Origin of the sequence: Micromonospora sp. HK10, from assembly GCF_000982955.1 — a bacterium.
Lineage (GTDB): Bacteria > Actinomycetota > Actinomycetes > Mycobacteriales > Micromonosporaceae > Micromonospora.
The window spans coordinates 1-7,560 of record NZ_KQ058759.1 but is presented as its reverse complement, the minus strand read 5'-3'; the positions used below and the strand labels follow the sequence as shown (position 1 = coordinate 7,560).

Here is a 7,560-nt window from a genome sequence, read left to right as displayed (position 1 = left end):
CGACCGGGCCGGGCCGGGGCAGCGGGGTGAGCCGCAGCGCGCCGTCCGGGCCGCACTCGACGGCGGTGCCGGCGCTGACCTCGGCCAGTACGGCGTTGAGGGTGGCCAGCCGGGCGGCCGGGTCGGGCGCGGCGAACACCTGGTAGAGCCGTTCCCGCAGCTCGCGCAGGTGGGGCAGGTCGTCCTCGCCGAGCGGGTCGGTGACCCCGGCCAGGTCGAGGTCGCGGCCGGCGGCCCGGATCCGGGCCATCGAGAGCTGATCGGCCGGCTCCTGGAGCACCCAGTAGCTGTGCAGCAGCGTGACGGCCAGCCGCAGGGCGGGCTCCAGCGGTGGCACCGCGCTCATCGGCGCCCGCTCCGTCGCCCGGTTGTCGACACGCCCGCCGTCCCTCCCGTACTTGACCGATCGCCGCCGCCCATCCTAACGTCATCAGTTGTAAAACACATTTAGAAACTGATGGAGGTGGTAGCGGTGCGACGTCTCACGATCCTCGCGTCCACGGCCGTGCTGCTGGTCTCCGGCGCGCTCACCGGCGGTGCCGGCGCGCATGCCCAGGCGCCGGCCGGCGCCACCGGGGCCGCGCCCGCCGGTGGCGGGTCCGCGCCGGCCGTGCTGGTCCGCGACATCGAGATCCCGGTGCCCGGCCAGCCCGCCGTCCGGGCCTGGCTGGTCCGGCCACAGCGGGCCGGCGGCCGGCTGGCCGGCGTGCTCGACCTGCACTGGTTCGAGCCCGGCCGGGCCAGCCAGGACCGCGGCGAGTTCCTCACCGAAGCGACCCTGCTGGCCGGGCGCGGCGTGGTCTCCGTGCTGCCCCAGCTCACCTTCCCGTGGGCCGGCGACCCGGTCGGCGACGCCCGGGACCGCAGCGCGGTCACCGCCCAGCTCGACGCCGTGCGGCAGGCGTACCGGCGGCTGGTCGCCGAGCCCGGTGTGGACCGCGCCCGCACCGCGGTGGTCGGCCACGACTACGGCGCGATGTACGGCGCCGGCCTCGCCGCCGGCGAGCCGGGGCTGCGCGGCGCGGTGCTCCTCGCGCCCGACGCCACCTGGGCGAACTGGTTCGACACGTACTGGCTGCACCTGCCGGCGGGACAGCAGGCGGCGTACCGGGCGGTCTTCGCCGGGCTGGACCCGGTGGATCAGGTGGGGCGGCTCGGCGCCGGGGCGTACCTCCAGTTCGCCGGGGCGGACCGGTTCGTGAGCGCCGAGACCCGGGCCGCCTTCGCCGCGGCCGCGCCGCGGGCCCGGGTGTCGCTCTACCCGCGGGAGGAGCACGACCTGGCGGCGAGCCAGGCCCGGGACGACCGGCTCGGCTGGCTGGCCGACCGGCTGGACCTGCGCGGATGATCCGGGTGGGTGGGGACCGGCCGGCCCGGGGGGTGCCGGCCCGTCCCGGCGTACGGGGCGTCGGCTGGGCCGGCCCCACCTGAGCGGCGGCGGGTGTCGGCGCGGTCGGGCCGGGTACCTCGCGGCCATGGCACAGAGCGAACCGGCCCGCACCGGGCCGACCCCGGACGGCGCGGTCCGCCGCTTCGCGTTCCGCTTCGACCGGCCGTTCCGGCTGCCCCTGGCCCTGCTCGGGGTCCGCCCGGACACGGCCCGGGTCGAGGTGGGCCCCGACGAGGTGACCGTCCGGTTCGGGCCCTGGCGGCTATGCACCCCCCGGGCGAACATCACCGGGGCGGAGCTGGGCGGGCCGTACCGCTGGTGGCGGGCGATCGGGCCGCACCTGTCCCTGGCCGACGGCGGGGCCACCTTCGGCAGCAGCGTGACCGCCGGGCTCTGCCTGCGGTTCGCCACCCCGGTGCCGGCGCTGGTCCCCGGTCGCTGGCCGGCCCACCCCGCGGTGACCGTCACGGTGACCGACCCGCAGGCGCTGCGCGCGGCGCTGGTCGGCGCGCCCGGCTGACCACCGGCACCGCGGATCTCCGGCCGGCTTTGTCGGGTTCCGCCGGGCGAGCCCGCGGCACCGCCTACCGTCGGGACAGGGCCGGGAAGGGATGCGAATGGTGGACGGGCGGAACGGGGAGCGGCCCCGGCGTACCCGGGGGCGGCGCGACCACGCGCACCCGCCCGCGGCGGAGCGGGCCCTGCGCGCCGCCCGGGACCCGGAGCGGCGGGAACGCTCCGGCCGGGAGCCGGGCGTGATCCCGGCGTGCGTGGACAGCCCGGTCAGACCCCGGGAGCCGGACCGCCCGCTCACCCGGTGGCTCTTCGCGCACCGGGTGCAGCCGGTCGGCCCGGAGACCCGCGAGCACCAGGTGTCGGCACGCCCCTGGTGGCAGGTCATGTGCCTGACCGGGGTCGACTACTTCTCCACGCTGTCCTACCTGCCCGGCATCGCCGCCGTGGCGGCCGGCGCGCTCTCGCCGCTGGCCACCCTGCTGATCGTCGCGCTGACCCTGCTCGGGATGCTGCCGATGTACCGGCGGGTGGCCCGGGAGAGCCCACACGGGCAGGGCTCGGTGGCCATGCTGGAGCGGCTGCTGCCGTTCTGGCGCGGCAAGATCTTCGTGCTGGTGCTGCTCGGGTTCGTGGCCACCTCCTGGATCATCACGATCACCCTGTCGGCGGCCGACGCCACCGTGCACCTGCTGGAGAATCCGATCCTGCCCGAGTCGTTCCCGCACGGCAGCACGGCCGCCGTGGTGGTGACGGTGGTGCTGCTGCTCGTCCTGGGCGGGGTGTTCCTGCTGGGCTTCAACGAGGCGGTGCAGGTGGCCATCCCGCTGGTCGCGATCTTCCTGGCGCTGAACGCGGTGATCGTGGTCGTCGGCCTGGCGGAGGTCACCGCCGACCCGGCGGTGCTCACCGGCTGGACCGACCGGCTGACCCGGTTCGGCGGGCTCGGCGACGTGCTGGCCACCAGCGTCCTGGCGTTCCCGCTGCTGGTCCTGGGGCTGTCCGGGTTCGAGACCGGGGTGAGCATGATGCCGCTGGTCAAGGGGGGCGGCGCGGACCCCGAGCAGCGGCTGGCGCGGCGGGTCCGCAACACCCGCAAGCTGCTCACCACCGCCGCGTTGATCATGTCGGTCTACCTGATCGCCACCACGTTCGTGACCACCGTGCTGATCCCGGCCGACGAGTTCCGCCCCGGCGGGGCGGCCAACGGGCGGGCGCTGGCCTTCCTGGCGCACGAACACCTGGGCGAGGCCTTCGGCACCGCCTACGACATCAGCAGCATCCTCATCCTCTGGTTCGCCGGCGCCTCCGCGATGGCCGGCCTGATCAACATCGTGCCCCGCTACCTGCCCTCGTACGGCATGGCGCCGGAATGGGGGCGGGCCGTGCGACCGGTGGTGCTGGTCTACACCGCGATCAGCATCGGCATCACGGTCGCCTTCCGGGCCGACGTCAACGCCCAGGCCGGCGCGTACGCCACCGGGATCCTGGCCATGATGGTCTCCGGGGCGATCGCGGTGACCATCTCCGCGTACGCGGAACGGCACCGGTTCGCTGGCGGCGGCTTCGCGGTGCTCACCGTGGTGCTGCTCTACGCGCTGGTGGAGAACGTCGTCGCGAAGCCCGACGGGATCACCATCTCCGGCCTCTTCATCGCCGGCATCATCGTCGTCTCGCTGGTCTCCCGGGTGTCCCGGACCACGGAACTGCGGGCCGAGGCGATCGAGTTCGACGACGCCGCGCGCCGCTTCGTCGCCGAATCGGTCGCCCACGACGGCCGGCTGCACCTGATCGCCAACAAGCGGCAGAGCGGCTCGCTCAAGGAGTACCGGGTCAAGGAGCGGGCGCAGCGCGGGATGAACCCGGTGCCCGGCGCCGCCGACGTGCTCTTCCTCGAGATCGACGTCACCGACCCGTCGCGGTTCAGCGGCGTGCTGCGGGTGCAGGGGGTGGAGGTCGGCGGGTACCGGATCCTGCGGGCCGGCAGCCCGGCCGCCCCGAACGCGATCGCCGCGATCCTGCTGGCGCTGCGCGACGCCACCGGCGTCCGGCCGCACTGCCACTTCGAGTGGTCCGAGGGCAACCCGATCGCCCACCTGCTGCGCTACCTGATCCTGGGTCGGGGCGACACCCCGCCGGTGGTCCGGGAGATCATTCGCAAGTCCGAGCCGGACCCCACCCGCCGCCCCGGCATCCACGTCGGCGGCTGACCCGCGGCGAGGTCAGCCCATGGCGCGCAGCGGCGCGGCGAGTTCGGCGGCGAAGAAGTCGAGGAAGCCGTCCGGGTCGGGGCCGGCGTTCTGCAGCACGATGTGGTCGTAGCCCGCCTCGACGTAGGCCCGCGCCTTGGCCAGGTGCACGGCCGGGTCCGGACCCACCGAGAACTGCTGGCGGATGTGGTGGTCCTCCACCCAGGCCGTCGCGGCGTCGAAGTTCGCCGGGTTGGGTAGCTCGCTCATCACCTTCCACCCGGTGACCGCCCACCGGCTGGTCTCCTTCGCCGCCCGGACCGCCTGCTCCTCGTCCGTGGCCCAGGCCAACGGTACCTCGGCGTACCGGGGACCGGTGCCGCCGGCGTCCCGGTAGTGCCCAACGATGGACGACTTCGGCTCGGTGGCGAACAGCCCGTCGCCCAGGTCGGCGGCGAGCGCCGCCGAGTCCTGCCCGCTGGCCGCCACCGCGATCACCGGCGGCGTGTCCGGCAGGTCCCACACCCGGGCGTCCTCCAGTTGCAGGTGCCGTCCCTCGTACGACTGGTAGCCGCCCCGCCAGAGCAGCCGGATGATCTCCAGCGCCTCGCGGAGCCGCTCGTGCCGGCCGCGTACGCTCGGGAAGCCCTGTCCGACGACGTGCTCGTTGAGCCGCTCACCGGCGCCCACGCCGAGGGTGAACCGGCCGTCGGAGATCAACGCCATGGTGGCGGCGGCCTGCGCGATGATCGCCGGGTGGTAGCGGACGCTCGGACAGGTCACCCCGGTGGCCAGGCGCAGCGTGCTGGTCTTCGCCGCGACAGCCCCCAGCGCGCTCCAGGTGAAGCAGGAATGCCCCTGCACCTCCAGCCACGGGTGGTAGTGGTCGCTCATCTCGACGAAGTCGAACCCCACCTGCTCGGCGCGGACCGCCTGACGGATCAGCTCCTGCGGTCCGAACGCCTCCGAGGCCAGCTTGTAGCCGATCTGCATGTGGTTCTCCCGTTCCCTGCGCCTGGACCGCTGCCCTTCCCGTCCCGCCCGCCGGCAAACGCCCCGCTCACCCACGAAAGCCCAGCCTCCTAGGAAGCCCTACGGGCGGTGACGCCGGCCCGCGCCGGCACGACGAGGCCCGCGCCGCGGGGGAGCGGGGCGCGGGCCGGGGGAGCGGAGCGGGGGTGACCTACTTGGACGGCTCGGGGAGCTTGCAGTCCACCTTGGGGTTGGCGCCGATGTAGTTCAGCGGGCCGGCCACGATGGTGACCAGGATGGTGCCGGCCTCGGCGCAGTTGGTGTCGTCGTTGGAGTAGTAGCCGCGCTGACCGGCGGCGATCGCGCCGATGATGAGCCAGATGACGACCAGGACGCCGAGTATCGAGGTGCCACGCATGGGTTGCCTCCACGGGGTTGTGGTGGATTCGAGGTGGAGGTCATGTACCCCGGGCGGGTCGCCGGCCAAACGGCGTGCGGCACCGGCGAGGCTGATTTCGATCGCATCGGGCGGGCACCGGTACGGGCCTAGTGCGGTGGCGCCGGTTCCTCCGGCGGCTTGCCCCGGCTGCGCCGGTGGTCGGCGACGGCGACGCCGGCCAGCACCAGCATGGCGCCCATCGAGGCGTAGACCGGCGCCAGGAACAGCACGCCCGGCGCGATGGTGAGCAGGGCCAGCACACCGCCGGGGCGGGACAGCGACACCCGGCTGAACACCTCGTACTCGAACGCGGCGCGACCGACCAGGAACAACGCCGGCCCGCCGATGATGACCGCCAGCCAGGCCGGCGGGGTGCGCCCGGTCGGTTCGAGCAGCACCAGGTCGAAGCCGGCGGCGGTGGTCACCACCCCCGCCACCATCAGCAGGTGCGTGTAGGGGGCGGTGTTCAGGAACCGGGCCGGCTGTCGCGAGCGGGCGATGGCGTGCGGCAGCAGCTCGCCGGACTTGTGCACGTAGATCCGCCAGAGCAGCAGGGTGGTGCTGAACGCGGTGGCGAAGGCGGCGATGTTCTCCACCTCGGAGTGGTGCAGGCTGAAGACGGTGCCGGCGACCAGGATGGCGTCGCCCAGCGCGATGATGAAGAACTGCTGGTAGCGCTCGGAGAGGTGTTCGGCGGTCACCGCCCGCTGGGCGTCCGGCACTACGCCGAGGCCGGGCACCGGGTAGGCCAGCCGGAAGCCGACGTAGTCGATCGCCAGCGCCAGCGCCCACCACCACTCCCGGCTGAGTCCCTCGCTCGACACCGCGCCACCGATCACCCACGGCACGGCCGAGACGGCGAACCAGATGAAGATCCGGGTCGCCCGGCGCTGGGTCTGGCGGTCCCGCCGCACGGCCGGCATCAGGTACAGCCCGCGACCGAGATGGATCGCCACGTACGTCCCCGCGAAGATCAGGCCGCGGCCGGCGAACGCCTCCGGGATGGTGGTGGTCATCAGCAGCGCCCCGAACATCACCGCGATGATCAGCACCTTGATCTCGGGGCGCTGCGGGTCGTACACGTCGGTGACCAGGGTGGTGATCGCCCAGGTCCACCACATCGCCATCAGCATGACCAGGGCCTGGAAGGCGCGGTCCCAGCCCAGGTCGACGATCAGGCCGCGCGAGATGAGGGAGAGCGCGACCACGTAGACCAGATCGAAGAAGAGCTCCAGCAGGGTCACCCGACGCGGTGACTCCGCGTCGCGCATCAGGGGCCGCCGTGCGGGGGGTGGCTCCGGCGTGGCGAAGGGCACGAGCTGCTCCTGCGGTGGCGGATCGGCGCGGCGGGCCCCTTCCGGCCCTGTACCGACCGTAACGACGCCCGCTCGGGCCCGGGTGTGCTTTCGGCCATCCGGGCGGCCACCCCCGCCGGAGCGCGCGGGGGTCCGGCCGGGCCGGTGACGACCGTCGGTCGACACCGGCCCGGACCTGACTCAGGCGTCGGCGCCGCCCGCCGGGAGCACCGCGGTGGCCTCGTCACGGGCGCCGGCCAGCACCTTGGCCTGCTGCGACCAGGTCGCCAGGCCCGGCGCGGCGCGCAGCCCGGCGGCCTTGACGGTGTCCCGCAGCGCCGCCTCGTCCAGCTCGGCGAGCTGCTGGTAGGTACGGATCCCGGCGGCCTGCAGGGCGGCGGCCAGCTTGGGCCCGATGCCCTGGATCCGGCGGAAGTCGTCGACCGCCTCCGCGCCGGCGGGGACGGCGTCCTCGACGGCCGTCCGCTGCGCCGGCACCGCCACCGGCGTCGCCTCGGCCGGCCCGTCCGTCGCGGCGACCGGCTCGGCCAGGGCCGCGGCACCCGCCGGCTCGGCGGTAGCCGCGACCGGCTCGGTGTCGGCGACCGGCTCACCGGCCGCGACCGGCTCGGCCTCGGCCACCGGCTGACCCGTCACCACCGGCTCCGCAGCGGCAACCGGCTCGGCCGACACCGGCTCGGCCTCGGCAACCGGTTCAGTGGCAACCGGCTGCGCACCGACGGCCGCGACCGGCTCGGCGGC

Annotated in this window: 8 protein-coding genes; 3 read left to right on the top strand and 5 right to left on the bottom strand. The window is 74.4% G+C overall.

Translation table 11 applies throughout. The features are described 5' to 3' along the window. Positions 1 to 346 (bottom strand): ABATE domain-containing protein (locus LQ51_RS09705; RefSeq protein ID WP_046564389.1); only part of this gene is annotated, 346 nt, incomplete at its 3' end. 126 nt (positions 347 to 472) lie between these two features. Between LQ51_RS09705 and LQ51_RS09700 the strand changes: the two genes are divergently transcribed. From LQ51_RS09700 to LQ51_RS09690, 3 genes are all read left to right on the top strand, one after another. Continuing rightward, positions 473 to 1,348: an alpha/beta hydrolase family protein gene (locus LQ51_RS09700; protein WP_156313022.1), complete on the top strand. Its 876-nt coding sequence runs from the start codon at positions 473 to 475 to the stop codon at positions 1,346 to 1,348. 127 nt (positions 1,349 to 1,475) lie between these two features. After that, on the top strand, positions 1,476 to 1,910 hold the full coding sequence (locus tag LQ51_RS09695; protein ID WP_046564387.1) for a hypothetical protein: 435 nt from the start codon (positions 1,476 to 1,478) through the stop codon (positions 1,908 to 1,910). Between the two features lie 100 nt (positions 1,911 to 2,010). Further along, on the top strand, positions 2,011 to 4,113 hold the full coding sequence (locus tag LQ51_RS09690) for an APC family permease (protein ID WP_369799832.1): 2,103 nt from the start codon (positions 2,011 to 2,013) through the stop codon (positions 4,111 to 4,113). Positions 4,114 to 4,125: 12 nt separating this feature from the next. On the opposite strand, the gene LQ51_RS09685 is transcribed toward LQ51_RS09690, so the two are convergent. The 4 genes from LQ51_RS09685 to LQ51_RS09670 form a co-directional block, all read right to left on the bottom strand. Next, positions 4,126 to 5,085: a TIGR03557 family F420-dependent LLM class oxidoreductase gene (locus LQ51_RS09685; RefSeq protein WP_046564385.1), complete on the bottom strand. Its 960-nt coding sequence runs from the start codon at positions 5,083 to 5,085 to the stop codon at positions 4,126 to 4,128. Positions 5,086 to 5,275: 190 nt separating this feature from the next. Beyond that, a complete protein-coding gene (locus LQ51_RS09680) occupies positions 5,276 to 5,482 on the bottom strand; it encodes a hypothetical protein (protein WP_046564384.1) in 207 nt (68 codons plus the stop codon). Between the two features lie 128 nt (positions 5,483 to 5,610). Beyond that, a complete protein-coding gene (locus LQ51_RS09675; RefSeq protein ID WP_046564383.1) occupies positions 5,611 to 6,774 on the bottom strand; it encodes a low temperature requirement protein A in 1,164 nt (387 codons plus the stop codon). 225 nt (positions 6,775 to 6,999) lie between these two features. Further along, positions 7,000 to 7,560 (bottom strand): helix-hairpin-helix domain-containing protein (locus tag LQ51_RS09670; protein WP_231605666.1); only part of this gene is annotated, 561 nt, incomplete at its 5' end.